The sequence below is a fragment of the Mycobacterium toneyamaense genome, from assembly GCF_055384815.1.
In genome coordinates this window covers 1,734,095-1,758,386 of the sequence record NZ_AP040333.1, presented here as the reverse complement: position 1 = coordinate 1,758,386, position 24,292 = coordinate 1,734,095, and the positions used below count along the sequence as shown (strand labels likewise).

19 protein-coding genes and 1 pseudogene are annotated in these 24,292 nt (G+C 67.2%); 2 read left to right on the top strand and 18 right to left on the bottom strand.

The features are described 5' to 3' along the window. Window positions 1-93 precede the first annotated feature (93 nt). The 17 genes and pseudogenes from ndk to ACZ5IQ_RS08460 all read right to left on the bottom strand — a co-directional run bounded on the left by ndk (window position 94) and on the right by ACZ5IQ_RS08460 (window position 19,310). Window positions 94-504, bottom strand: a complete 411-nt coding sequence (gene ndk, locus ACZ5IQ_RS08540; RefSeq protein ID WP_406775710.1) for a nucleoside-diphosphate kinase — start codon at window positions 502-504, stop codon at window positions 94-96. Window positions 505-553: 49 nt separating this feature from the next. Beyond that, entirely contained in the window at window positions 554-928 is a 375-nt protein-coding gene (locus ACZ5IQ_RS08535; protein WP_212812310.1) for a DUF4233 domain-containing protein, read from the bottom strand. Beyond that, on the bottom strand, window positions 925-2,361 hold the full coding sequence (gene folC / locus ACZ5IQ_RS08530) for a bifunctional tetrahydrofolate synthase/dihydrofolate synthase (protein ID WP_406775709.1): 1,437 nt from the start codon (window positions 2,359-2,361) through the stop codon (window positions 925-927). The genes ACZ5IQ_RS08535 and folC overlap by 4 nt, the downstream gene beginning before the upstream one ends. Next, a complete protein-coding gene (locus ACZ5IQ_RS08525) occupies window positions 2,358-5,027 on the bottom strand; it encodes a valine--tRNA ligase (RefSeq protein WP_464481132.1) in 2,670 nt (889 codons plus the stop codon). Before ACZ5IQ_RS08525 ends, folC begins: the two co-directional genes overlap by 4 nt. Before the next feature lie 52 nt (window positions 5,028-5,079). Next, window positions 5,080-5,712 carry a DUF937 domain-containing protein gene (locus ACZ5IQ_RS08520; protein ID WP_406775708.1) on the bottom strand — a complete coding sequence of 211 codons (633 nt, stop codon included), beginning with the start codon at window positions 5,710-5,712 and terminating at the stop codon, window positions 5,080-5,082. Window positions 5,713-5,810: 98 nt separating this feature from the next. Continuing rightward, window positions 5,811-7,070 (bottom strand): saccharopine dehydrogenase family protein, encoded by a 1,260-nt coding sequence (locus tag ACZ5IQ_RS08515; protein WP_406775707.1) that lies wholly within the window; start codon window positions 7,068-7,070, stop codon window positions 5,811-5,813. Window positions 7,071-7,079: 9 nt separating this feature from the next. Continuing rightward, on the bottom strand, window positions 7,080-9,059 hold the full coding sequence (locus ACZ5IQ_RS08510) for a S9 family peptidase (RefSeq protein ID WP_464481131.1): 1,980 nt from the start codon (window positions 9,057-9,059) through the stop codon (window positions 7,080-7,082). A 43-nt stretch (window positions 9,060-9,102) separates the two neighbouring features. Continuing rightward, on the bottom strand, window positions 9,103-9,912 hold the full coding sequence (locus tag ACZ5IQ_RS08505; protein ID WP_406775705.1) for an alpha/beta fold hydrolase: 810 nt from the start codon (window positions 9,910-9,912) through the stop codon (window positions 9,103-9,105). A gap of 143 nt (window positions 9,913-10,055) precedes the next feature. Then, a pseudogene (locus ACZ5IQ_RS08500) lies at window positions 10,056-10,277 on the bottom strand (transglycosylase family protein); the annotation flags it as partial. A 966-nt stretch (window positions 10,278-11,243) separates the two neighbouring features. After that, window positions 11,244-11,822 (bottom strand): molybdenum cofactor guanylyltransferase, encoded by a 579-nt coding sequence (gene mobA, locus ACZ5IQ_RS08495; RefSeq protein ID WP_464481130.1) that lies wholly within the window; start codon window positions 11,820-11,822, stop codon window positions 11,244-11,246. Between the two features lie 7 nt (window positions 11,823-11,829). After that, entirely contained in the window at window positions 11,830-12,912 is a 1,083-nt protein-coding gene (locus ACZ5IQ_RS08490) for a 2-oxoacid:ferredoxin oxidoreductase subunit beta (RefSeq protein WP_212812319.1), read from the bottom strand. Beyond that, on the bottom strand, window positions 12,909-14,864 hold the full coding sequence (locus ACZ5IQ_RS08485) for a 2-oxoacid:acceptor oxidoreductase subunit alpha (protein ID WP_464481129.1): 1,956 nt from the start codon (window positions 14,862-14,864) through the stop codon (window positions 12,909-12,911). Before ACZ5IQ_RS08485 ends, ACZ5IQ_RS08490 begins: the two co-directional genes overlap by 4 nt. A gap of 351 nt (window positions 14,865-15,215) precedes the next feature. Further along, entirely contained in the window at window positions 15,216-15,368 is a 153-nt protein-coding gene (locus ACZ5IQ_RS08480; RefSeq protein WP_020102196.1) for a hypothetical protein, read from the bottom strand. Between the two features lie 95 nt (window positions 15,369-15,463). After that, complete coding sequence (locus ACZ5IQ_RS08475; protein WP_464481128.1) at window positions 15,464-16,243, bottom strand: sulfite exporter TauE/SafE family protein; 780 nt, start codon at window positions 16,241-16,243, stop codon at window positions 15,464-15,466. Window positions 16,244-16,310: 67 nt separating this feature from the next. Beyond that, entirely contained in the window at window positions 16,311-16,673 is a 363-nt protein-coding gene (gene trxA, locus ACZ5IQ_RS08470) for a thioredoxin (RefSeq protein ID WP_212812322.1), read from the bottom strand. A gap of 34 nt (window positions 16,674-16,707) precedes the next feature. Continuing rightward, a complete protein-coding gene (locus ACZ5IQ_RS08465; protein WP_212812323.1) occupies window positions 16,708-17,910 on the bottom strand; it encodes an NAD(P)/FAD-dependent oxidoreductase in 1,203 nt (400 codons plus the stop codon). A gap of 20 nt (window positions 17,911-17,930) precedes the next feature. Next, window positions 17,931-19,310, bottom strand: a complete 1,380-nt coding sequence (locus ACZ5IQ_RS08460; protein ID WP_406801262.1) for an MBL fold metallo-hydrolase — start codon at window positions 19,308-19,310, stop codon at window positions 17,931-17,933. Between the two features lie 330 nt (window positions 19,311-19,640). Between ACZ5IQ_RS08460 and ACZ5IQ_RS08455 the strand changes: the two genes are divergently transcribed. Next, a complete protein-coding gene (locus ACZ5IQ_RS08455; protein WP_406801261.1) occupies window positions 19,641-21,944 on the top strand; it encodes an FdhF/YdeP family oxidoreductase in 2,304 nt (767 codons plus the stop codon). After that, a complete protein-coding gene (fdhD, locus tag ACZ5IQ_RS08450; RefSeq protein WP_406801260.1) occupies window positions 21,932-22,756 on the top strand; it encodes a formate dehydrogenase accessory sulfurtransferase FdhD in 825 nt (274 codons plus the stop codon). The genes ACZ5IQ_RS08455 and fdhD overlap by 13 nt, the downstream gene beginning before the upstream one ends. A gap of 52 nt (window positions 22,757-22,808) precedes the next feature. Here the strand turns inward: fdhD and clpX are convergent, their stop codons facing one another. Beyond that, window positions 22,809-24,089 (bottom strand): ATP-dependent Clp protease ATP-binding subunit ClpX, encoded by a 1,281-nt coding sequence (gene clpX / locus ACZ5IQ_RS08445; RefSeq protein ID WP_020102203.1) that lies wholly within the window; start codon window positions 24,087-24,089, stop codon window positions 22,809-22,811. Window positions 24,090-24,292: the final 203 nt, after the last annotated feature.

The following is a 24,292-nucleotide window of genomic DNA, read 5'->3' as shown; positions in this document are numbered from 1 at the left end:
ATGAAGCAGGTCACCCGTAGGCCAGTATCCCACATCGTCGGCCAATCTCCGACGAGGTGCCGCCGGTAGCTCAGCTACCGGCGGACCACAGTGTCAGTTAGCGGGAAACCACAGGGCGATTTCACGGGCCGCGGACTCCGGGGAATCCGAGCCGTGCACCAGGTTGTCCTGGGTGATCAGGGCCAGGTCACCACGGATGGTGCCGGTCGCGGCCTTCTCCACCGGGTCGGTGCCGCCGGCGATCTGCCGGAAGGCGGCGACGGCCCGCGGGCCCTCGACGATGGCGGCCACCACCGGGCCGGAGGTGATGAATTCCAGCAGGTCACCGAAGAAAGGCTTGCCCTCGTGCTCGGCGTAGTGCTTGGTCGCCAGCTCCACGCTGACGGTCTTCAGCTCCAGTGCAGCGAAGGTCAGGCCCTTGCGCTCGATCCGGCTGATGATTTCGCCGATCAGGTTGCGCTTGACGCCGTCGGGCTTGATCAAAACAAGGGTCTGCTCAGTCACGGCGGACAGCGTACTAGTCAGTAACCGAATCGAGCGATTCGGGCGCAGCTCACTGCTGACCGGGCAGCAGGCCGCGATCCTGGCGGCGCTTGACCTCGGACCGCAGGTACGCGATCAGGACCCAGACGAGCAGGAAGATGATGCCGACGATGCCGATGGTGACGTCGATGAACGCGCCGAGGATCAGCACGAACTGCATCCCGATGTTGACCCAGAGCGCCCACGACCGGCCCTGCATGCCCGACAACAGGCCCAGCACGACCGCCATGCCGATGAGGTAGCCGCTGCTGAGCGGCGTCAGGCCACCGTGGAACACCGACACCACCGGCAGCGCCAGCAGCACCACGATGACTTCCAGGATCAGGGTGCCGGCCATCACGCCGCGGAAGCTCTTCCAGGGGTCGGGCTGGTTCGGGGCGGTCATGCCGGGTCCTTTCCGAACAGGGTGCGGGCCGCGCCGGCCGTCACGACCGAACCGGTGATCACCATGCCCGCGCCGGAGAACCCGTCGGACGAGCCGTAGTCGTTGCCCGACTGCTCCACCAGCGCCGTCGCCGCCTCGATCGCGTCGGGCAGGTTCGGTGCGGTGACGACGCGTTCGGGGCCGAAGGTCTCCTCGGCCAGGGACGCCAGCGTCTCGGTGTCCATGGCGCGCGGCGACCCGTTGTGCGTCACCACCACCAGGTCGAACGCCGGCTCGAGCGCGGCCAGGATGCCGGTGACGTCCTTGTCGGCCATCACCGAGATGACGCCGACCAGGAACCGGAACTCGAACTCGGTCTGCAGCGCGTCGGCGAGCGCCGCGGCGCCGGCCGGGTTGTGCGCGGCGTCGATGAACACCGTTGGGGCGCTGCGCATCCGCTCCAGGCGACCGGGGGTGGTCACCGACGCGAAGCCCTGACGGACGGTGTCGACGTCGAGCTGACGGTCGGCACCGGCGCCGAAGAACGCCTCGACAGCGGCCAGCGCCAGGACGGCGTTGTGCGCCTGATGCTCGCCGTGCAGCGGCAGGAAGATGTCGGTGTAGACACCGCCGAGGCCCTGCAGTTCCAGCAGCTGCCCACCGACGGCGACCTGCCGGGCGCGCACGGCGAACTCGGAGTCCTCACGGGCCACGGCGGCGTCGGCCGTAACCGCCTGCGCCATCAGCACTTCCATGGCCTCGGGGACCTGGCGGGCGATCACCGCGACAGTGCTGGGATCGGTGCCGGCGGGCACCAGGTCGGGCTGCTGGCGGGCGATGATGCCGGCCTTCTCCCCCGCGATCGCGGCGATGGTGTCGCCGAGATAATCGGTGTGGTCCAGGCCGATCGGCGTGATGACGGCGACCGGCGCGTCGACGACGTTGGTGGCATCCCACCGTCCGCCCAGGCCGGTTTCGATGACCGCGACGTCCACGGGTGCGTCGGCGAACGCGGCGAACGCCATGGCGGTGAGCACCTCGAACTTGCTCATCTTGGGGCCGGGCTCACCCAGCTCACCCGCTTCCGACTGCCGGTCGACGATCTCGACGAACGGCTCGATCTCGGTGTACGTGGCGACGTATTGCGCTGGGCTGATGGGCTTTTCGTCGATCGCGATGCGTTCGGTGGCGGCCTGCAGGTGCGGGCTCGTCGTCCGGCCGGTGCGCCGCGAGAACGCCGTCAGCAGCGCGTCGATCATCCGGGTGACCGAGGTCTTGCCGTTGGTGCCGGCCACGTGGATGCTCGGGTAGCCGCGCTGCGGCGAACCGAGCATCTCCAGCAGTGCCTCGATCCGGACGGTGCTCGGCTCGATCTTGGTCTCCGGCCACCGCTGGTCGAGCAGGTACTCGACCTGCAGCAGTTCGGCGATCTCGTCGGGTGTGGGGGTGCTCATGCGGACGGCAGGCCGGCCAGCCGGGTGTTGATCCGGTCGACCTCTTCCTGGGCGAGCTGCTGGCGGGCCCGGATCTTGGCGACCACATCCTCCGGCGCCTTCGCGAGGAACGCCTCGTTACCCAATTTGCCTGCGGTCTGGGCGAGTTCCTTCTGCGCGGCGGCCAGGTCCTTCTCCAGCCGGCGCCGCTCGGCGGCGACGTCGACGGTGCCCGAGGTGTCCACCTCGACGACGACGGTGCCCTTGGACAGCCGGACCTCCACCGCCGCCGAGGGATTGAAGCCGTCGGCCGGCTCGGTCAGCCAGGCCAGGGAGGTCACCGCGGCCACCTGGGCATCCAGGTCGGCCTCGCTGATGCCCACCAGGCGGGCGGGCACCTTCTGCCGGTCGTTGAGGCCCTGGTCACTACGGAACCGGCGGACCTCGGTGATGAGCTTCTGCATGTCGGTGATCCGCTGCGCGGAATCCTGATCGAGCGCGACACCGGAGGCCTGCGGCCATTCCGCGATGACCAGCGACTCGCCACCGGTCAGCGACTTCCACAGCGCCTCGGTGACGAACGGCATCACCGGGTGCAGCAGCTTGAGCAGCACGTCGAGCACCGCGGCCAGGACCGCCTTGGTGTGCTCGGCGCGCGAACCACCTTCGAACAGTTGGGCTTTCGCGAGCTCGAGGTACCAGTCACAGAACTCGTCCCACGCGAAGTGGTACAGCGCCACGCAGGCCCGGCTGAATTCGTAGCGCTCGAGCGTGTTGTCCACCTCGGCCCGGACCTCTTCGAGACGGCCCAGAATCCAGCGGTCGGCGTCGGTGAGCTCAGCGGCTTCCGGCAGCGGAGCCGGCGCCGCACCGTTCATCATCGCGAAACGCGTTGCGTTGAACAGCTTGGTCGCGAAGTTGCGGGACGCGCGGGCGTGGTCCTCACCGATCGACAGGTCGCCACCGGGGCTGGCACCGCGGGCCAGGGTGAAGCGCAGCGCATCGGCGCCGAACGTCTCGACCCAGTCCAGCGGGTCGATGCCATTGCCCTTGGACTTGCTCATCTTCTGCCCGAACTGATCGCGGATCAGCCCGTGCAGGAAGACGTTCTCGAACGGCACCTTCGCGCCGCCCAGCACCGGATCGTCGGCGACGAAGGTGCCGAACATCATCATGCGGGCCACCCAGAAGAACAGGATGTCGTAGCCCGTGACCAGAACCGTTGTCGGATAGAACTTCTCGAGCTCCGGCGTCTTGTCGGGCCAGCCCATGGTCGAGAACGGCCAGAGCGCCGAGGAGAACCACGTGTCGAGCACGTCGGGGTCCTGCTCCCAGCCGGCCGGCGGCTCCTCGTCGGGGCCGACGCACACGGTCTCGCCGTCCGGGCCGTGCCAGATCGGGATGCGGTGTCCCCACCAGAGCTGACGGGAGATGCACCAGTCGTGCATGTCGTCGACCCAGGCGAACCAGCGGGGTTCCAGGCTGGTCGGGTGAATCACGGTGTCGCCGTTCCGGACTGCGTCACCGGCGGCCTTGGCCAGCGATTCGACCTTGACCCACCACTGCATCGACAGCCGCGGCTCGATGGCCTCGCCGCTGCGCTCCGAGTGCCCGACGCTGTGCAGGTACGGCCGCTTCTCGGCGACGATCCGCCCCTCGGCGGCCAGCTTCTCGCGCACCTTGACGCGGGCCTCGAACCGATCCATGCCGTCGAATTCGGTTCCGGTACCGGCGATGGCGCCCTTGGTGTCCATGATGGTCGGCATCGCCAGGTTGTGCCGCAGTCCGATCTCGAAGTCGTTCGGATCGTGGGCCGGCGTGACTTTGACTGCGCCCGTACCGAATTCGGGGTCGACGTGCTCGTCGGCCACGATGATGATGTCGCGGTCCAGGAAGGGGTGCGGCAGGGTCTTGCCGACCAGTGCGCGGTAGCGCTCGTCGTCGGGATGCACCGCGATGGCGGTGTCACCGAGCATCGTCTCGAGTCGCGTGGTGGCCACGACCAGGTGGGGCTCGGCGTCGTTCATCGAGCCGTAGCGGAACGAGACCAACTCGCCCTCGACGTCGTCGTACTTCACCTCGAGGTCGGAGATCGCGGTCTCCAGCACCGGCGACCAGTTCACCAGCCGCTCGGCGCGGTAGATCAGGCCGGCGTCGAACAGCCGCTTGAAAATGGTGCGGACGGCGCGCGACAGGCCCTCGTCCATGGTGAAGCGGTCCCGGCTCCAGTCGACGCCGTCGCCCAGGCGGCGCATCTGGCCGCCGATGGTGCCGCCGGACTCGCGCTTCCACTCCCAGACCTTCTCGACGAAGCCCTCGCGGCCGAAGTCCTCTTTGGTCTTGCCGTCGGCGGCGAGCTGCTTCTCGACCAGGGTCTGCGTGGCGATACCGGCGTGGTCCATGCCGGGCAGCCACAGCACCTCGTAACCCTGCATGCGCTTCCGCCGGGTGAGCGCGTCCATCAGGGTGTGGTCGAGCGCGTGGCCCATGTGCAGGCTGCCGGTGACGTTCGGCGGCGGCAGCACGATGGAGTACGGCGGCTTGTCGCTGGTCGGGTCGGCGGTGAAGTACCCGGCGTCGACCCAGCCCTGGTACATGTCAGCTTCTACCGCGCTCGGATCCCACGTTTTGGGCAGGGCATCGGCCGCGTTCACGGTCGTGGGATCAGGCGTATCGCTGGCAGTCACCGGCCAATTCTAGGTAAACCCGGTGACCGGACGTAAAACTGCCCCTCGGGGCCTACTTCTTGTTGCCGAACAGCCCGCCCAGGACGCTGCCGAGCACGCCGCCGGCGCCCTGGTTGCCGCCACCGCCGAGGACGCTGCCCAGGATGCTGCCGAGCGGGTTGTCACCGGAGTTCGTATTGCCGCCGGCGTTGTTACCGCCCAGCGCGCCGCCGAGGATGTTGCCCAGCACGTCGCCGAGACCACCGCCGCCGGACGCCGCGGGAGTGGACGCTGCGCCGCCGCCGGTGAGCTGCTTGCCGATGTACGCCAGCACGATGGGCGCCAGGATCGGCAGCAGCTTCTGGATCAGCTCACTGTTACCCGCGCCACCGCCGGCCAGCGCCGACGCCACCTGGCCGCTGTCGTTGCCGCCGAAGATCTTCGCGACGGCGTCGGCGCCCTGGTCCTGGTTGACCTGGTCGACCGTCACCCCACCGTCGAGCAGCCCGCTCGCCGCGTGATCGGCGGCTTCGCTTTCGAGGCCGGCCGCGGTGTCGGGGTGGTCCTGCGCGGTCTGCTGTACACCGCCGAGCAGCAACGGCACCAGCTGTTGTACGGCGCTGTTCACCTCCCCTTCATCAGCGCCGAGCTTGGCCGCAATCTCTTGTGTCGGAATCTGATTGAGCAGTTCGTCAAGACCAGCCATGGCATGTTCCCCTCGTCACCGATGTGTGTGAAGCGCCTCGCCGCCGACACTAGCCGGGTCGGCGGCGAGGCACAGCACTTCGGCGCTTGCTGCGCGAATCAGCGCCCCAGCGCCTCGGTTTCGAACGTGACGCCGGCGGCCGGCAGCCGCGTCAGCAACACATCGCCCATCGCCGCGGCCGGCGTCAGCACGCCCTTCAGATCCGACAGCCGGTCGCGGTCGAGGGCCAGCGCCAGCCCGCTCTCGCCCAGCAGCACCGCGGTCGCCTTGTAGCCCGGGTCACCCTGCTGCGCCATGACCGAGCGGTACCGGGCGCCGCTGGTGGTGCGGGTGTAGGTCTCGACGCGGTAGTAGCCCTTGTCCCGCGCCTGCTCGCTGGGGCCGGTCCCGGGCTTCGGCACGACACGGTCGATCAGGCCGCGGGGCAGCTTGTTGAAGAATCGGCTGCCGAGGTTCATGACGGCCGCGTTGGCCGCGGTACCCAGCGCGGAGGCCACCGGCGCGATGGGCGACGACCCCAGGCTCATGTGCTCCGCGTACCGCAAGCGGCGCCCGTACTCCCAGCCCAGCAGTGCGTTGCTGCGCCGCACGATGCGGGTGTTGGCCACCGCCATGACGAAGGCACCGGTCCACGTGCCGGCGAGTTCGGGGGCGATGTCGCGGCCCCGGCGCCATGGGGTGTCGGTCTGGTGGCCGAGGTCGGGCTCCGCACCGCGATCGGTTGTCAGCGTGTACGGGTCCATCATGGTCCGGCGCAGTTCCTCGTCACCGGACGTCCGCGTGAACAGCTCGAGCATCGAGGCGACGGTGCCGCCGGATACCCCACCGGAGAATCCGCGGAGCACGTAGTCGGTGTCGGTGAGCTCGCCGGCGCCGTCCGCCGCGGCCGCCTTGTACAGCGCGTAGACGGTGAGATCCGAAGGGATGGAATCGAATCCGCACGAGTGCACGATGCGCGCACCGGTGTCGGCGGCCTGCTTGTGGAACAGGTCGATGCTCTCGCGGATGAAGAGGCTCTCGCCGGTGAGGTCGGCGTAGTCGGTGCCGGCGGCGGCACACGCTGCCACGAGTGGCAGGCCGTATTTGAGGTACGGCCCGACCGTGGTGACGACCACCTGGGCCCGCTCGGCCATGGCATCGAGGGTGTGCTGCGACGCGGCATCGGCCTGGATCAGGCCCCAGTTCTGCCCGGCCGCGCCGAGCGAGTCGCGGACCGCGGCCAGTTTGTCCATCGACCGGCCCGCCAGCGCTATCCGCGCCTGCCCTCCGTTCTCGGCCAGGTATTGGGCGGTCAACTTCCCGACGAAGCCGGTGGCGCCATAGAGGACGATGTCGAATTCGCGCTGCGGTGCGGTCATGCTGCCAACCTAACCGAGGGTCTCCGGCAGGTCGACGTGTTCTTTGCGCACGTGCTCGGACAGGAACGCCGTCACCACCTGATACCAGATCTTGGCGTGCTGCGGCGCGGCGATCCAATGACCTTCGGACGGGTAATAGAGGTAGCGGTGCACAGTTTCACCGGTGTCGTCGGCCGGTAGCCCCGACCGGGTCAGCAGGTCGTTCCACAACCGCAGTCCTTCGCCGATGGGGACGCGATAGTCCTTGTCGCCGTGGATCACCAGCATCGGCGTCCTGATGTTCTCGACATGGCGGTGCGGCGAATTGCGTTCGGCCATCTCGGGTGTCATCTCACGGGCCCACCAGTAGGCGCCGTCGGTCGTCGGCCCGAACTGGTCGAGCGCCCACAGGCTGGCGTGCGTGACGATGGCGGCGAACCGGTCGGTGTGCCCGGCGATCCAGTTGGCCATGTAGCCACCGAACGAGCCGCCCATGGCGGCGATCCGGCCGGCGTCGATGCGCGGGTGCGCGCAGGCCGCGTCGACGGCCGCCATCAGGTCGGTATACGGCGCGAAACCCCAAGCACCCCAGCCACGTTGGACGAAGTCCTGACCGTAGCCGGTGGACAGCGCTGGATCCGGCATCAGCACCGCGTAGCCGAGCGCGGTGAGCAGCCAGGGATTCCACCGCCAGTGCCAGGTGTTCCAGCTGCCCAGCGGCCCGCCGTGCACCCACAACAGCAGCGGCGCGGGCGCGTCGCCGGCCGGCAGTGTCAGCCAGGAACGAACGGGCGTGCCGTCGTCCGCGGTTGCCGTCAGCTCGACCAATTCGCCTGGCAGTGCCGGAAATTCGACGCACGGCAGCACGGTGACGGATCCGTCGGCGTCTACGCGGACCGGATGCGGCGGCGTCAGGTAGCTGCTGCGCAGCGCATACAGCGCACCACCGGCGACGGGCCGCACCTCGCCGTACGCGAAGTCGTCGCGCGTCAGCTGGGTAACGACGCCGCTCGACGGGTCGACGGAGAAGATCGGCGCCCGGCCGTTGTCGTCCGCGGTGACCAGCAGGTTCGACCCGTCGTGCGACCAGGTCACCGAGGCCGGCCAGCGGTCCCAGTGCGCGGTGAGCTCCACCGGCTCGGCACCGAAGACCTGGCGGCACAGGGTGATCCGCGGCGCCTGCTCGGGTGTCGAGTGCGTCTCCCGCAGGTACGCGACGGTGGTGCCGTCGGGCGAGATCGCCGGGTGCCCCAGGTCGGCAGCCGGGTCGTCGGCGATCACGGTGCGCTCCCCCGTCGCGATGTCGATGCGGACCAGCACGCTGCGCAGTGCGGCCCCCGCAGCGGGGACCTGCCACGACGCGACGGCGAAGCTGCCGTCGGCGCTGACGTCGACTGCGGCCTCGTTCAATGCCATCCCCGGCTGCTGCGTGATGTCATGGGCCGCACCCGATTCGACGCGGAGCAAGTGCGCGTGATCGGGACCCAGGTCGTGGTCCCAGTGCCGCACCGGGTACCCGGTGTGCAGGATTGCCGACACCTTCTTGTCCTTGCGGAGGGTGCGCAGCCGCTTGTCGTCCTCGGGCGTGCCGGCCGACGGGAGCATCGGCGCCGTCACCACGACGACGTCGGCTGCGCGGGCGGCGTGCACGCCCGTGACGCCGCCCGCCAGCTCCAGAAGTCGTTGTGCCTCACCGCCGTTGGCGGGCAGTTGCCACAGCGCCGCCGGCGGGTCGTCGTCGGTGTCGGTGGGACGGGCCGCGACGAACAGCAGGTCACCGGCCGCGGTGAAGGCCGGCTGGGACTCCCCCTTGGCTCCGTACGTCAGCCGGCGCGCCTCGCGCTGACCGTCGGGGTCGAGTTCCCAAGCCGCGGTGACGAATTCGGTGCCCTTGGAATTCAGCTCGCTGATCATCGTGACGACGCGACGGCCGTCGGGTGAGACCGCGAGCCCGGACACCCGGGGCAGTGAGAAGTACGTATCCAGGTCGTCGAACGGTGTCAGGGCCATGCTCCGTTGTTAGCACATGACGGGGCGCCGCCTCGCGCGATCATTACCTGGGGTGGCGGTCGAGGAAGTCGTCGATGAGGGCATTGACGGTGTCGGGCGCCTCATAGGCGGCCAGGTGGCCGATCCGATCCAGGACCACCAACTCCGAGCCCGGAATCGCCTCGGCCATCCGGCGTACCTCGGCGACGGGGAAGCTTGCGTCCTCGCGACCGGCCACCACCAGTGTCGGGACGGCGATGTGGCCGAACAGCGCGTGCTGGTCGGGACGCCTGACCACGATGCTCTCCACCGCGAAGCTGGCGGACCGGGCATCGTTGCGCTTGATCATCGTCACCAGCCCGGCGACCAGATCCGGACGCCGCCGCCGCGTCGTCTTCCCGAGGAAGCGCGGCACGACCGTCGACCGCACGAGGAGTGGGCGCCCGGCCAGCCGGGTCATCCGGGCCGCGAGCGCGAGCTGCAGACGGTCCCAGCGAGGCCCCTCGGACGCCGTGCCGTTGAGCAGGACCGCACACCCGACCCGGTCGGGGAACGTCGCCGACATCGTGCCGCCGATCATGGCGCCCCACGAATTGCCGACGAGGTGCGCCCACGGCAGCCCCAGCGCGTCCAGGACGTCGATATACGCCCTGGCGCTGTCCGCGAAGGTGAAGGCGCTGCGCAGCGGCTCGCTGCGCCCCTGCCCCGGCGGGTCGACCGCGATCGTGGTGTATCGGGCGGAGAGGTGCGCCACCTGAGCGTCGTACAGCGTGTGATCGGTCAGCAGGCTCGGCATCAGGAGAATCGGGGCACCGGAGCCGCTGACGTGGACCTGCAGGGTGCCGAGGCCGGTCGCGATGTCATGCGTGCCCATGTCCCCATAGTTTCATCAAGTGACGGATCATCCGTGGACGCCGGGGCAACGGCGGTGACGACGACAAAGGGCGCCGGACCTTGTGGTCCGGCGCCCTCTGCTTGTCTCGTCGGCGCGGTTGTGGCGCCCTGAGCCTTCGGGAATCAGCCCCGACGGCCGCAGACCGGCCAAGCGCCCATGCCCTGACGGGCGGCGACGTTCTCGGCGACTCGAATCTGCTCGTCCTTGCTGGCGGTGTGGGGCATGCCCGAACCACCGTTGGCACGCCAGGTGCCGAGGTTGAACTGCAGCCCGCCGTAGTAACCGTTGCCGGTGTTGATGGACCAGTTGCCACCAGACTCACAGGCTGCAACGGCGTCCCAGTTGTGGCCGCCGTCCGCATTCGCGGTACCGGTTCCGATGACCATCGGGGCCACAGCAACTGCCCCAGCAACGGCAACCAGTCCAAGCGTTGTGCGGATGTTCTTCACGTTGTTCCTCTCGCCGAGCGCGCGCCAAACATCGCCCGCGCATAGGCGGTGCGAACTGCTGCCTGCCGGGCAGGCGTTAGGGGGCTGAATCGTGTCGTCTCGGTCGGACACGACAGCGGGGGCGGTTTGATCGGTCCGGGCTCGAGGCCGGCGGACGCCACGGGCAACAGGCCATCTGCTCTGGTCCCACCGCGATCCCGCTCACACGCAGGTTCATGGTTTTTCAGTTGTTTGCTCTCTTGGAGCAGCACGAGGACCGTAGCAAGAATTCGCGCGGCAATGTCGAACCGGTCCCAGCCAGATAACAAGCAGATCACAGCCGAACCTGAGAGGAACATAAGCAGGTCACGCGATGTATAAAGCACCCCTAACAAATCACGGTTCGGCAACATTTCGTGATAGAGGTCACCATGAAATTGTGGCGTGGCACACAGAATTCAATTCACACGAGTCACAGTTGTCGCAGGTCAGCGGCACATTTTGGCAGTGCCGCCGCTAAACATCCGGCGTGTCGCCCGGTGAAATCCAGTTGCACCGGCGCCGCAGTTCGCTGCCGACGGACGCGTCAATCCCCGCGGGACTCGCCAGCGCCGCTCGACACCGCCGCCAATCAGCACTTTTCATGCGTCCGATGCGCGCTGTTCGAGCAGCGTTAACCGACCACCTACGCTGGTGAACAACCAAACCTGTTGCACTGCAACAGGTTACGAATTCGCGAATGTCACAGTTGACGAATTGTTCGGAATTGCGACGATGAATTTCCGAATTGGGCGCAGAGCGCGGAAATAGCAGTTATTCGAATTCGTGGAACAGCGAGGAATTCAGGGATTCACAGCCGGGCGATGGACCTTTGCTGAGGGGTCAGACGAAATCGTCCGGGCTGTTGACGTTGACCAGCGCCCGCTGCCGGTCCATCACCACGCGCTGGGTGTCGGAGGTGTCGACCAGGGCCCGCATGCTGCGCCGCCCGTGGGCCACCAGCTCGTCGGCCCGAGTGGCCAGTGCGGTCCGGTAGATGCCCGCCAGGTAGTGGTCCCGCCCGTCCCAGGGCAGCACGACGTCGGCGTCGACGCGGGCCGCGTGCCCGGCGAGCTCGTCGATCAGCTCCGTCGTCAGATACGGCATGTCCACGGCACACACGAAGGCCCGCGCATATCCGGCGTCGGCCGCCGCGCGCAGGCCGCGGGCGGTGGCCAGCAGCGGTCCGACCCCGGGCGTCGCGTCCCGCAACACTTCCGCGTCCAGGTCAGGCAGCGCCTGACCGCGGGCGGCGATGACGAACACCGCCTGGCAGCGGGAACGCAGGGTCGCCACCGTCTGCTCCACGAACGTGGTCTCCCCCGCCGGTCCGCGGAACCGCACGGTGGCCTTGTCGCGCCCCATACGACGAGACGCCCCGCCGGCCAATACAACTGCGGCCAGCGGGGCGTCTTCGTTCAAGGTGTCGTTACTCTTCGACGGTCCAGGTGTCCTTGCCACGCAGCAAGGATTGCAGAGCCGCGGTGTCGTGCGCCTTGGATTCCCGCGCCGAGGCGATCTGAGCCCGCGCTTCGTCGTCATAGGTCGGCCGGTTCACCTGACGGAAGATGCCCATCACGGTGTGCTCGAGGTTCTGCTCCGACAGGCGCGACAGCGCGAAGGCGTAGGCCGGGTCGTCGAGGTGAGCGTTGTGCACCACGATGTCCGACGGATCGACGTCGGCGGTCTTGCCGATCTCCAGTCCGTAGCCGGACTTGGTCACGCAGTACTCGTTCTCCGCGCCGAAGGTGATCGGCTGGCCGTGCTGCAGGTTGATCAGGCGCTCCTCGGCGCCTTCCTTGCGCAGCGCGTCGAACGAACCGTCGTTGAAGATCGGGCAGTCCTGCAGGATCTCGACGATGGCGGCACCGCGGTGCTGGGCCGCGGCCTTGAGCACCTCGGTCAGACCCTTGCGGTCGGAGTCCAGCGCGCGGCCGACGAACGTCGCCTCGGCACCCAGGGCCAGCGACACCGGGTTGAACGGCTGATCCAGCGAGCCCATCGGGGTCGACTTGGTGACCTTGCCGACCTCGGAGGTCGGCGAGTACTGACCCTTGGTCAGACCGTAGATCCGGTTGTTGAACAGCAGGATCGTGATGTTGATGTTGCGGCGCAGCGCGTGGATCAGGTGGTTACCACCGATCGACAGCGAGTCACCGTCACCGGTGACGACCCACACCGACAGGTCCGGGCGCGCCAGCGCCAGACCGGTGGCGATGGTCGGGGCACGACCGTGGATCGAGTGGAAGCCGTAGGTCTCCAGGTAATACGGGAACCGGCTCGAGCAGCCGATGCCGCTGACGAACGCGATGTTCTCGCGGCGCAGGCCCAGCTCCGGCAGGAAGTTGCGGATGGTGTTGAGGATGACGTAGTCACCGCAACCCGGGCACCAGCGCACCTCCTGGTCGCTGGTGAAGTCCTTGCCCTTCTGCGGCTGGTCCGTGGTCGGAACCAGGGCAGTCTTGCTGAGGGCTTCGGTCAGGCCCAGATCAGCACCGATCAGATCCGTCATGCGTTTGCTCCCACACCGGTTTCCACGGTGGCGGCTGCCAGCCGTGCGAACTTGGCCTTGTCAGTTTCCTTCTCGCGCAGCGATCCGTCCAGCGCCGCGCTGATGATGCCCTCGACCTCGTCGGCCAGGAACGCCATGCCCTCGACCTTGGTCACCGACTGGACGTCGACCAGGTACTTGCCGCGCAGCAGGAGCGCCAGCTGGCCGAGGTTCATCTCCGGCACGACGACCTTGTCGTACTTGCGCAGCACCTCTTCGAGGTTCGCCGGGAACGGGTTGAGGTGGCGCAGCTGCGCGTGGGCAACCTTGACGCCGTTGCGCCGGGCGCGGCGGCAGGCTTCGCCGATGGGGCCGTACGAGCTGCCCCAACCGAGCATCAGCAGCTCGGCTTCGCCGCTCGGGTCGTCGACCTCGAGGTCGGGCACCTTGATGCCGTCGATCTTGAGCTGGCGCAACCGGACCATGAGGTCGTGGTTCTTGGGCTCGTAGGAGATGTTGCCCGAGCCGTTGGCCGCCTCGAGACCACCGATGCGGTGCTCCAGACCCGCGGTACCCGGGATGGCGAACTGGCGGCCCAGCGTCTCGGGGTCACGCGCGTACGGCTGGAACGGCTCGCCCGCCTTGGCGAACGTGTGCTCGATGGCCGGGTAGCCGGCGATGTCCGGGATCCGCCACGGCTCCGAACCGTTGGCGATGGCGCCGTCGGACAGGATGATCACCGGCGTGTGGTAGGTGATGGCGATCCGCGCGGCCTCGACCGCGACGTCGAAGCAGTCCGACGGGGAGGCGGGCGCCAGCACCGCGACGGGCGATTCGCCGTTGCGGCCGTACAGCGCCTGCAGCAGGTCGGCCTGTTCGGTCTTGGTCGGCAGACCGGTGGACGGGCCACCGCGCTGCACGTCGATGACGATGAGCGGCAGCTCGGTCATCACCGCGAGGCCGATGGCCTCCGACTTCAGCGAGACACCGGGGCCCGACGTGCTGGTCACGCCGAGCGCGCCGCCGTACGAGGCACCGATGGCCGCGCCGATACCGGCGATCTCGTCCTCGGCCTGGAAGGTCAGGACATTGAAGTTCTTGTGCTTGGACAGCTCGTGCAGGATGTCGCTGGCCGGGGTGATCGGGTAGGTGCCGAGCACCACCTGGATGTCACCCAGCTGACCGGCGGCGACGATGCCGTACGCCATGGCCGTGTTGCCGGAGATCTGGCGGTATTCACCGGACTTGAGCTTGGCCGGGGCCACCTCGTAGGTGGTGCCGAAGGCCTCGGTGGTCTCGCCGTAGTTCCAGCCGGCCTTGAGCGCCAGCACGTTGGCCTCGGCGATCTCGGGCTTACGGGCGAACTTCTCACGGATGAAGGCCTCGCTGTGCTCCAGCTCGCGGCCGTACATCCAGGACAGCAGGCCGAGCCCGAACATGTTCTTGGCGCGCTGACCGTCCTTCTTGGTCGCGCCGATGGCCTCGACGGCGGCCAGGGTCAGCGTGGTCATCGCCACCGGGATGACGACGAACTCGGACAGCTCGTCGTTCTCGAGCGGGTTCTCCTCGTACCCGACCTTGGCCAGGTTGCGCTTGGTGAACTCGTCGGAGTTGGCGATGATCATGCCGCCGCGCGGCAGGTCGGCGACGTTGGCCTTGAGTGCGGCCGGGTTCATGGCGACCAGCACGTCGGGACGGTCACCGGCGGTGAGGATGTCGTAATCCGCGATCTGGATCTGGAACGACGACACACCGGGCAGGGTGCCCTGTGGTGCGCGGATCTCGGCGGGGTAATTCGGCTGCGTCGCAAGGTCATTGCCGAAGAGCGCGGCTTCCGAAGTGAACCGGTCACCGGTCAGCTGCATACCGTCGCCGGAGTCACCGGCGAAGCGGATGACGACCTTCTCGAGCTTCTGCCGCGAGGCTGCGCCACTCCCGGCGCCGGTGCCGTTGTCGTCGTCGTTGAGACCCACGACGCCTGCCTTTCACACTCTGTTTCGACCGTCCGTCGCACTGTTTCGGAGACGCCGCAGAACGGTGCTCACGATCGCCAGCCCGGCGCCCGCCAAAATTTTGATGTCACTGCTAGTACCGATTATTGCACTTCTCTTAGGGTGCACTCGCCAGGACGCGCCATTGAAGGCGGTGTGGCGGCCCCACAAATGCGCACGTCAAATCGATTGCGGCCGCTTGACACCTGTCAAAATGTGGCTTTCATCACGTTCCGGCAGGTGGAATTCCTAAGAACGCGGTTACCGATCGGTAGCGGTCCGCGCTAGCACTCGGCCGCATCGGAAACATCCGGCGGCACAAGCGATTAGGCGTCAGTCCGGTTGCCCGTCTGGACGGGTGTCCAGACGGCGGCCGTGCCACCGCAAGCGGAGCAACATCAGCTGCCGGTGTGCCTGGAACCCCAACGCCAGCGGGTCGGCCCAGGCGCGGCGACCCGGCGTACCACGTCCGGTATCGGTATCCATACGGCCATTGTCCAGAAGCTGGGCAACCGCGCACGTCACGCGACGGGACGCCGACATGTCGGTCCGGTGAAGATTTGCGGACACCGCTGGTCACGTCACAAGAAGCTCACGGCGACGGTGTCCATGAGCACATACGCGGCGATCGCGAAGACCAGGTAGGCGAACCAGCGCTGCAGTCGCCCGGTGTCGAGCCGGGTGCCCAGGTGGCCGGCGACCAGCGAACCGACGATCGCGGTACCGACGAACGCCGCGGTGACCGTCCAATCGATGCTGGTGCCGCTGAGGTGGGACAGCAGGCCCGCCAACGAGTTCGCGACGATGATGAGCAGCGAGGTACCGATCGCGATGGGCATCTCCACCCCGAGCATCAACACGAGCGCCGGAATGATCAGAAAGCCGCCGCCGACGCCGAAGAGTCCGGTGAGCAGCCCGACGAGGAAACCCGCAGGAATCGATCTGGAGGCACAGCGGCGCCAGTCGATGCCGGAATCACCGACTCTGCAGGCGGTACCGGTGCCGCCGTTGTCCTGCAGCATCCGGATTCCGGCGAGCACCATGACCGCGGCGAAGCCGACAAGGAGCACCGGCTGCGGCAGGTGGCGGCCGATGGCGCTGCCGATGAAGGTCGCCGGGATACCGGCCGCCGAGAAGACTGCGGCCAACCGCCATTGGACGTGGCCGGCCCGAATCTTCGGCAGCGCGCCCACCGCCGAGGCGATGCCGACGACCAATAGCGACATCGGAATCGCCTGCTCGATGCCGAGCCCCAGCACATAGACCAACGCCGGTACCGCCAGAATGGAACCTCCGCCGCCGAGCAGGCCGAGCAGGACGCCGATGACGGCGCCCAGGCCAAGGCCGAGAACGATATTCACGGAACGTCACTCTCCTCAAACGGAAACGGCGGGACGCGTCGCGCGCATGCGCGCGACGACATCTCGGTCAGTGCGTCTTGGCTGCGATCTGGGCACGCACATCGGCCATGTCGAGCGCCTTGACCCGGGTGATCAGATCCTCGAGCGCCGCGGCCGGCATCGCACCGGGCTGGCGGTACACGAGGATGCCGTCGCGGAACGCCATGATCGTTGGGACCGCCTGGATTTCGAGCGCCGCGGCAAGCTGCTGCTGCGCTTCGGTGTCGACCTTGGCGTGCACCACATCAGGGTGCGACTGCGCCGATCGGTCGAAAACCGGAGCGAACGCACGACACGGACCGCACCACGACGCCCAGAAATCGATGAGAACAATGGGATTGCCGGTGATGGTCGCCTCGAAGTCGGCGGCGGTCAGGGTTTTGGTGGTCATGACGAATTCCTTTCATGGTCGAGCAATTACCTTGCTAGGCAAGGCCTTTCAACATCAGATTCCAGTACATGAACGGCAGTCCGTACTTCTTCAGGTACCAGTACGCCCGGTGCGGGATGACCGGATCGAGCAGCGGGAACGACGGCTTCAGGTTGAAGTCGTAGTCGAATTCGGCGAGCAGCATCGCGTCCGACGACGTGACGATCGGGCACGACGAGTAGCCGTCGTACGACGCCCCCAGCGGACGGCCGGTCAAGAAGGAGTCGATGTTCTCGACCACCACCGGGGCCTGCTTGCGGATCGCGGCGCCGGTCTTCGAGTTCGGCGACGAACCGGCGTCACCGAGGCTGAAGACGTTGGGGTACCGCACGTGCTGCATGGTGTGCTTGTCGATGTCGACGTAGCCCATGGCGTCACCCGTCGACAGCGCGCTGCGTTTGATCCAGTCCGGTGCGGACTGCCGCGGCACGGCGTGCAGGACGTCGTACGGCAGCATGGCGTCGGTTCCGCCCTCCCCCACACTGGTGACGCCGACCTTGTGCGACGCCGCGTCGACCAGGGTCACCTCGGAGTTGGTGTGCAGGGTGATGTCGTAGTCGGCGATCACCTTGTCGAGACTGTCCGCGATCGCGGGAATCCCGAACGGCCGCGCGCCCGGCATGACCAGGTGGACGTCAATGTCCTTGAGCACGCCCTGTGACCGCCAGTAGTCGGAGGCCAGATACGCGATCTTCTGCGGAGCGCCGGCGCACTTGATGGCTCCGGAAGGCATGGTGAACACCGCGGTGCCCGAACGCAGGTTCCGGATGAAATCCCAGGTCCGGGGTGCGAGGTCGAAGCGATAGTTCGAGGAGACTCCGTCACGTCCCAGGGTCTCCGCCAGTCCCTCGGTGCGATCCCAATCGAGTTGGATGCCTGGACAGACGACGAGCGCGTCGTACTCGTAGGTGGTGCCGTCGGTACAGGTGACCGTGTTGGCATCGGGATCAAAAGCGCTCGCGGCCTTCCGGATCCACGTCACTCCCTTGGGCATCACCGAGGACTCGGCGCGTTCGGTGGCGGCAGCCCGGGCTTGTCCGCCGCCGACAAGGGTCCACAGCGGTTGGTAGTAATGCTTGTCCGAGGGTTCGATGACCGCGACGCCGGTGTAGCCCTTACGCTGCAGCCGGGCCGCGACCGTGATGCCGGCGGTGCCGCCGCCAACGATCACGATCTGGTGTTTGGCAGTGATGGTCATAGCTGTGATGTCTCCTGTCTTCAGGCGTTCTCGACGGCTTGTGCCCAGGCGCCATACCCGCCCAAGATGTCGCTGACGTCGTCGAATCCGTTCCGCCGCAACAGACTTGCCGCGACCGACGAGCGGTAGCCGCCGGCGCAATAGACCACGGTCGGTTTGGCGGGGTCGAGCTCGCCGATCCGGGCGGGCAACTGGCCCACCGGGATGGCGACGGCGTTCGGGATGGTGCCGGCCGCGACCTCGCCGGGGTTGCGGACATCGACGATCTGCAGGTTCGGCAGCTCGGCGGCCCTTTCGCCAAATGCCTTGGCGGTCAACCTCGATGCCACCTGCACGTCATTCTGGTGCGCGACCAGCGCCGCGTACGGCTCTGCCACGTAGCCGATCACCCGGTCGAAGCCGATCCGGGCGAGCCGGTTCTTACCCTCGAGCTCCTCGCCGGGCTCGGTGAACAGCACGATATCGACGTCGGACGGCAGGACTGAGCCGGCGAACTCGGCGTAACGACCTTGCAGGCCGATGTTGACCGCGCCGCGCAGGTGACCCTGCGCGAATTCTTCGGGGCCACGGCCGTCCACGAGGACAGCGCCGGCGTCGATCGCCGCGCGAGCCTGCTCATAGGTCAGGGCCGACGGCATCTTGGTCTCGTCCAGCAGCTCGCGATCCTTGCGGTTGAGGATCGCGTCGTAGACGAAGTAACCCGGCGCGGGCGGCTGCCCTTCGGTGACGAGGTTCATGAACGTCGCCTTATCGGCGGCACGGAGTGCGTAGTTCGTCGCCTTCTGGTCGCCGATCGTCGACCACAGATCGGTCGACAGATTCTTGCCGCAAGCCGAGCCCGCGCCATGCGCCGGATACACCCGCGTCGCATCGGGCAGCGTCATCAGTTTGTTGTGCAGCGACTCATACAGCTTGTCCGCCAGTTCTTCTCGCGTGAAACCGATCGAGGCCAGCAGGTCGGGGCGACCGACATCACCGATGAACAGAGTGTCCCCGGTCATGACGCCGTAGGGCGTCTGGTCGTCGGCGTGCTCGTACACCACCACGCTCATCGACTCCGGGGTATGCCCGGGCGTGTGCCGGAACTCGAGCGTCACGTCGCCCAGCGAGTACCGCTCACCGTCGGCGACACCGACCGACTCGAACTCGGTCTCGGCGACAGCCGAGTAGACGATCTTCGCGCCGGTGGCCTCGGCGAGCTCGAGGTGACCGGAGAGGAAGTCTGCGTGAAAGTGGGTCTCGATGACCAATTCGATGGTCAGCCCAAGCTCCTTGGCATCGGCAAGGTACCCGGCCACATCGCGCTGCGGGTCCACAACGACTGCGCGGCCGGTGGTTTCGTCACCGATCAGGTAGGACGCGTGCGACAGACAGTCCAGGTAGTACTGCTGCAGGATCATCGTCGATCTTCTTTCTTCTCATTGGGTAGCACCACTCTGAGCTATACCCTCACGGGTATTCAATATACCCCCGGGGGTATCTTATTCCAACTTACGAAAATACGGGTGGGGGTATTTTTCGCGCTCTCCTGAAAGCTACCCCGACCCATATGCCCGGCCTAGAGACTTAGGTCCCGCACCGCTGCCTGCTGCCCGCGCTACCTCAGCGTTGCGGGTCACCGGCGCTGTACCGACCAGTGATAGGTGCCGCCTATCGGTGCATCTGAAATGCCGATCACCAACGCCGTCTCTCGGCCTGATCCGGCCGATTGTGAGGATTAGATTGGGAGAATGACCACTGCCAGCGACAACGACGTCGATGCCACCTACGACGAACACGACGTAGCGGTCACGGGGGCGAAGCACGAGGCCGCCGGCGTCAAGGCCGTGATGGTCAGCATGCGCCGCACCATCGAGCAGATGGGGCCGCTGCGCACGGCGGAAACGCTGACCAAGATCAACCAGCGGCACGGCTTCGACTGCCCGGGCTGCGCGTGGCCGGAGGAACACGGCGGACGCAAGCTGGCCGAGTTCTGCGAGAACGGCGCCAAAGCCGTCGCCGAGGAGGCGACGCGGCGCCGCGTCACCCCGGAATTCTTCGCCCGGCATTCGGTCGCCGAACTTGCCGAGAAGCCCGAATACTGGCTGTCCCAACAGGGCCGCCTCACGCATCCGATGGTGCTGGCGCCCGGCGACAGCCATTACCGTCCGATCGACTGGGCCGACGCCTACCGACTGATCGCCGACGAGCTGAACGCCCTCGCCAGCCCCGACGAAGCGCTGTTCTACACCTCAGGCCGCACCAGCAACGAGGCCGCCTTCCTGTACCAACTGCTCGCGCGCAGTTTCGGCACCAACAACCTGCCCGACTGTTCCAACATGTGCCACGAGTCGTCGGGCACCGCACTGGTCGAATCGATCGGCATCGGCAAGGGCTCGGTCACCGTCGACGACGTCATCCACGCCGACTGCATCGTCATCGCCGGACAGAACCCGGGCACCAACCACCCGCGCATGCTGTCGGTGCTGGAGAAGGCAAAAGCGCGCGGCGCCAAGATCATTGCGATCAACCCGCTGCCCGAGGCCGGACTGATGCGGTTCAAGGACCCGCAGAAGGTGCACGGCGTCGTCGGCCACGGGGTGCCCATCGCCGACGAGTTCGTGCAGATCCGCATCGGCGGCGACATGGCGCTGTTCGCCGGCCTGGGCCGGCTCCTGCTGGAGGCAGAGGATCGGGCGCCCGGAACCGTGGTGGACCGCGACTTCGTCGACCGGCATTGCGCCGGCTTCGACGACTACGAATCCCGAACCCGTGCAGTCGATCTGGACACCGTCACCGCGGCCAGCGGCATCAGCCGGGATCAGTTGCAGCGGGTCGCCGACGCGTTGGTCCGCTCGGAGCGCACCATCATCTGCTGGGCGATGGGCCTGACCCAGCAGAAGCACGCCGTGGCCACCATCGGTGAGGCCACCAATCTGCTGCTCATGCGCGGCATGATCGGAAAGCCCGGGGCGGGCGTGTGTCCCGTGCGCGGCCACTCCAACGTGCAGGGCGACCGGACCATGGGCATCTGGGAGAAGATGCCCGAAGAGTTCCTGGCCGCGTTGGACGCCCGGTTCGGCATCACCTCCCCGCGCAAGCACGGTCACGACACCGTCGACGGAATCCGGGCCATGCGTGACGGGCATGCCAAGGTCTTCATCGGCATGGGCGGCAACTTCGTCTCGGCCACGCCCGACACCGACGTCACCGCCGCGGCGATGCGCAATTGCGCGCTGACGGTACAGATTTCGACGAAGCTCAACCGCAGCCACGTCATCCACGGCCGCACCGCACTGATCCTGCCGACCCTCGGCCGCACCGACAAGGACTTCCAGGCCGGCGGTAAACAGGTGGTGTCGGTAGAGGATTCGATGTCGATGGTGCACCTGTCGCGCGGTGGTCTGAACCCGCCCAGCGACCAGGTGCGCAGCGAGGTCGCGATCGTCTGCCAGCTGGCCCGGACCCTGCTCGGGCCGGCGCACCCGGTGCCGTGGGAATCCTTCAACGCCGACTACGACGGCATCCGCGACGCCATCGCCGACGTGGTCCCCGGCTGCGCCGACTACAACACCCGGGTCCGCCGGCCGGACGGCTTCCAGCTGCCCCACCCGCCCCGGGATTCCCGCGAATTCCCCACGCACACAGGCAAAGCCAACTTCTCGATCGAGCCCCTCGAATGGGTGCCCGTGCCCGAGGGCCGGCTGGTGCTGCAGACCCTGCGCAGCCACGACCAGTACAACACCACCATCTACGGACTGGACGACCGCTACCGCGGCGTCAAGGGCGGCCGGCGCGTGGTGTTCGTCAACCCGGCCGACATCGCGGCGCTCGGCCTGGCCGAGGGCAGCCGTGTCGACCTCGTCTCCGAGTTCGACGGCCAGGAGCGCCGTGCGAAAGACTTTCTGGTGGTGCCCTATTCGACGCCCGCGGGCAACGCCGCGGCCTACTACCCGGAGACCAACCCGTTGATCCCGTTGGACCACACTGCCCGGAAATCCAATACGCCGGTGTCCAAAGCCGTGGTGATCAGGCTGGAACCGTGGGTCGGGTAACCGCACGGCGCCGAGCCGAACACGTCACCGCCGGCGGCGCGGTCTCCCGCCCGGAGACCCTGGCTGTCGAAGAACCCCTGGAAATCCGCGTCAACGGCACTCCCCTCACCGTCACCATGCGGACGCCGGGCTCGGATGTCGAACTGGCCCAAGGGTTTCTGCTCACCGAGGGCGTCATCGCACGCCGCGATGACATCGCTCGCGTCGCCTACTGCCGCGGCGCGACCGAAGACGGCACCAACACCTACAACGTGCTCGACGTGATGTTGGCACCGCACGTCCCGCCGCCCTCGGTCGATGTGACGCGCAACTTCTACACCACCTCCTCGTGCGGCGTGTGCGGCAAGGCGTCGATCGACGCCGTCCGGACCGTCAGCCACTACTCCCCCGGCGACGACCCGACCACGGTCACCAACGCCACCCTGTCGGCACTGCCCCAGCAACTGCGGCAGGCCCAGAAGGTGTTCAACAGCACCGGTGGGCTGCACGCCGCCGCGCTGTTCAGCGCCGGCGGTGAGATGTTCGTCGCCCGCGAGGACATCGGCCGCCACAACGCGGTCGACAAGGTGATCGGGTGGGCGCTCGAGCAGGGCCGCGTTCCGCTGACCGGCACCGTCCTGCTGGTCAGCGGCCGGGCCTCATTCGAACTGACACAGAAGGCCGTCATGGCCGGCATCCCGGTGCTCGCCGCGGTGTCCGCACCGTCCTCGTTGGCGGTCGACCTGGCCAGCCAGGCCGGGCTCACCCTGGTGGCGTTCCTCCGCGGCGAGTCGATGAACGTCTACACCCGGCCGGACCGCATCGCCCGATAGCGGTGAAACGAAAAAGCCCCCGCCGGAGCGGGGGCTTTTCCATTGGAGAGAACTATGCGCTCTTGTCGCGACGCTCCGAACGCGGCGCCTTGCGCGGCACGATGGTCGGCAGCACGTTGTCCTGCACGGTCTCCTTGGTGACGACCACCTTGGCGACGTCGTCGCGGCTCGGGATGTCGAACATCACGGGCTGCAGGACCTCTTCCATGATGGCGCGCAGGCCACGGGCACCGGTGCCGCGGTGAATGGCCTGGTCGGCGATGGCGTCGAGGGCGTCGTCGGTGAATTCCAACTCCACCCCGTCCATCTCGAAGAGCCGGACGTACTGCTTGACCAGGGCGTTCTTCGGCTTGGACAGGATCGACACCAGCGATTCCTTGTCCAGGTTGGTCACCGACGCCACGACCGGGAGACGGCCGATGAACTCGGGGATCAGGCCGAACTTGATCAGGTCCTCGGGCAGCACCTCGGCGAAGTGGTCCTGGGTGTCGATCTCGGCCTTGGAGTGCACCTCGGCGCCGAAGCCCAGACCGCGCTTGCCGACCCGGTCGGACACGATCTTCTCGAGGCCCGCGAACGCACCCGCCACGATGAACAGCACGTTGGTGGTGTCGATCTGGATGAATTCCTGGTGCGGGTGCTTGCGACCGCCCTGCGGCGGTACCGACGCCTGCGTCCCCTCGAGGATTTTCAGCAGGGCCTGCTGCACGCCCTCGCCGGACACGTCGCGGGTGATCGACGGGTTCTCGCTCTTGCGGGCGATCTTGTCGACCTCGTCGATGTAGATGATGCCGGTCTCGGCGCGCTTGACGTCGTAATCGGCGGCCTGGATCAGCTTCAGCAGGATGTTCTCGACGTCCTCACCGACGTAGCCGGCCTCGGTCAGCGCGGTCGCGTCGGCGATCGCGAACGGCACATTGAGCATCTTGGCGAGGGTCTGCGCCAGGTAGGTCTTGCCGCAACCGGTCGGCCCGAGCATCAGGATGTTCGACTTCGCGAGCTCGACCGGCTCACCCCGGGAGTCGCGCGACTTCTCCTGCGCCTGGATGCGCTTGTAGTGGTTGTAGACGGCCACGGCCAGCGTCTTCTTGGCGTTGTCCTGACCGATGACGTAGCCCTCGAGGAAGTCCCGGATCTCCTGGGGCTTGGGCAGCTCGTCGAGCTTGACGTCGTCGGCGTCGGCCAGCTCCTCCTCGATGATCTCGTTGCAGAGGTCGATGCACTCGTCGCAGATGTAGACGCCAGGTCCAGCAATCAGCTTCTTGACCTGCTTCTGGCTCTTTCCACAGAACGAGCACTTCAGCAGGTCACCGCCGTCTCCGATGCGCGCCATGGGGTGAGGCCCTACTTTCTCCGGTCGCCGTCAGTCGTTACACCAGATAGTGGGTTACTGCGGGTGTGATCCCGACGCTACCCGTTCGCTCCGTTGCGGTGCGACCGAAAGGGTCGAATCGCTCCGGTGGTATTTATCCGTGTGCAGGAGAACATAGCCCGATCGGTGGCTTGCCACCCCTCGGCGCGCTGACCGTGATTCTG

What these genes read in the sequence shown, in the direction of transcription:
- ACZ5IQ_RS08535 (WP_212812310.1), bottom strand. Translation starts at nt 928, where the DNA reads ATGACCGCCCCGAACCAGCCCGACCCCTGGAAGAGCTTCCGCGGCGTG.
- folC (WP_406775709.1), bottom strand. Translation starts at nt 2,361, where the DNA reads ATGAGCACCCCCACACCCGACGAGATCGCCGAACTGCTGCAGGTCGAG.
- ACZ5IQ_RS08520 (WP_406775708.1), bottom strand. Translation starts at nt 5,712, where the DNA reads ATGGCTGGTCTTGACGAACTGCTCAATCAGATTCCGACACAAGAGATT.
- ACZ5IQ_RS08515 (WP_406775707.1), bottom strand. Translation starts at nt 7,070, where the DNA reads ATGACCGCACCGCAGCGCGAATTCGACATCGTCCTCTATGGCGCCACC.
- ACZ5IQ_RS08510 (WP_464481131.1), bottom strand. Translation starts at nt 9,059, where the DNA reads ATGGCCCTGACACCGTTCGACGACCTGGATACGTACTTCTCACTGCCC.
- ACZ5IQ_RS08505 (WP_406775705.1), bottom strand. Translation starts at nt 9,912, where the DNA reads ATGGGCACGCATGACATCGCGACCGGCCTCGGCACCCTGCAGGTCCAC.
- ACZ5IQ_RS08490 (WP_212812319.1), bottom strand. Translation starts at nt 12,912, where the DNA reads ATGACGGATCTGATCGGTGCTGATCTGGGCCTGACCGAAGCCCTCAGC.
- ACZ5IQ_RS08480 (WP_020102196.1), bottom strand. Translation starts at nt 15,368, where the DNA reads ATGGATACCGATACCGGACGTGGTACGCCGGGTCGCCGCGCCTGGGCC.
- trxA (WP_212812322.1), bottom strand. Translation starts at nt 16,673, where the DNA reads ATGACCACCAAAACCCTGACCGCCGCCGACTTCGAGGCGACCATCACC.
- ACZ5IQ_RS08465 (WP_212812323.1), bottom strand. Translation starts at nt 17,910, where the DNA reads ATGACCATCACTGCCAAACACCAGATCGTGATCGTTGGCGGCGGCACC.
- ACZ5IQ_RS08460 (WP_406801262.1), bottom strand. Translation starts at nt 19,310, where the DNA reads ATGATCCTGCAGCAGTACTACCTGGACTGTCTGTCGCACGCGTCCTAC.
- ACZ5IQ_RS08455 (WP_406801261.1), top strand. Translation starts at nt 19,641, where the DNA reads ATGACCACTGCCAGCGACAACGACGTCGATGCCACCTACGACGAACAC.
- clpX (WP_020102203.1), bottom strand. Translation starts at nt 24,089, where the DNA reads ATGGCGCGCATCGGAGACGGCGGTGACCTGCTGAAGTGCTCGTTCTGT.